Consider the following 1,444-nt stretch of genomic DNA (forward strand, 5'->3'; position numbering starts at 1 on the left):
CAATCCGCCTACTCCTCATGATTGTCGGTGATTCGTACACCACCCCCGCCAATTATATCTCTACATCTCCGTCATTACATATAAAAAATCGCCGCTCTACTTCCGACAACGGAAGTGAACGGCGACACTTTGGGGAACCCTTCCAATATTCATTCTCTGCATTGTATCCATCTTTTTCCCATTGTGTTAAAACTTTTTCACTAACTATTGTTAGAGGTCTTAGCTGTAATGATTCAGGATAATTTTCCTCTAAGTATTTCCTTGCTTGAATTATTGTTTTAATCTCATTTGACATAGAAACATCATCAGTAACCTCATAGATTCTATGTTCTTTTCCATCATAAACTTTATATTTTTTCTTAAACACACTTAATGGTGGATCATAAGAAGGATCATTAGTATCAAGGTATTCATCAATAAGCATATAAAACACCTTGTTACCTACAACTCTCATAGATTGCGAATTATCTCCTCCAAACGTATCACTAGAACAACCAGCAATAAAAATACATATTACAATTATCCATCTTAGCTGCGATTTCATCCAGTACCCCCTTCTGGAACCTTATTCAGAGAACTTTATTATCTACTAACCATTCCAATGTACTGCCTGGTTCCCTTTTAATACACCTGTTTTATTTGATTTAAAACCTAGAGAAGCAAGTGTGTCAAAGTTTTTCCAATTTGCTCTTGGATTAAAACCATACTTTATTATATTCGTTTGACCTTCATTCACAACAATCTCGTCAGCTGGAAAACCTTTGTGTTTATACTTCATTGTTAAGTGGCCGCTAGTATCAATCGTAATTTCAATATTATAAGTTATTTTAAGTCCCAACCACGTAAGAATATTTGATCCTTCATCACATTTCAAACTGATCGATAGTTTTCCATCCGCTCCCTTAGTAACATTTGCTTTCATTGTTTTTCCACTTGGGGCTCCAGCACTATACTCCGTGCCCAAAATCTCTTCGCGTACTCTAGAGTCACTAACGTCTATAGAATCCACAGTTTTTCGGCCGTCTTCAAGATCGACAACGAGAATATGTCGTGTTCTAAAAGTCCCTTTCTCCCACAATTGTCTGCCATCTCCGAGACCTACGACTGGAATTGCAGATACAATACTAGCAACCTCTGTTTCACGAATAACTTTATCTGGAATAAACGTTGTCACTGAAATAAAGAGGTATGGATGAAAACTTTGTTCTTTATCTTCTAGTTGCTGATGACCACTAGGATCAATAAACCTCAAAGGATTATTGCTTACATATACATACAAATTCAAACTCTGAGGATTCTCAATCTCCCCTTCATACGTATCCTAGGCTATAAAGCTTAACCTTGAAGACAAAGAGGCACTATCCATAAAATAGCACTTCTTTACGGGATTTGGTACTGTTTTCGGTTGTTCGCGGGAGCTCATTTCAAGTTCAAATGAAAGCTC

The 1,444-nt window shown here is 37.0% G+C and carries 2 protein-coding genes; both read right to left on the reverse strand.

Going from position 1 to position 1,444, the window contains the following annotated elements:
• Positions 1–52: 52 nt before the first annotated feature.
• Complete coding sequence (locus tag E2980_RS23855) at positions 53–544, reverse strand: hypothetical protein (protein ID WP_135154705.1); 492 nt, start codon at positions 542–544, stop codon at positions 53–55.
• A gap of 45 nt (positions 545–589) precedes the next feature.
• Positions 590–1,285, reverse strand: coding sequence for an RHS repeat-associated core domain-containing protein (locus E2980_RS23860; RefSeq protein ID WP_135154706.1), 696 nt, complete (start codon positions 1,283–1,285; stop codon positions 590–592).
• Positions 1,286–1,444 lie beyond the last annotated feature (159 nt).

The sequence above is a fragment of the Cohnella luojiensis genome, from assembly GCF_004564235.1.
Taxonomy (GTDB): domain Bacteria; phylum Bacillota; class Bacilli; order Paenibacillales; family Paenibacillaceae; genus Cohnella; species Cohnella luojiensis.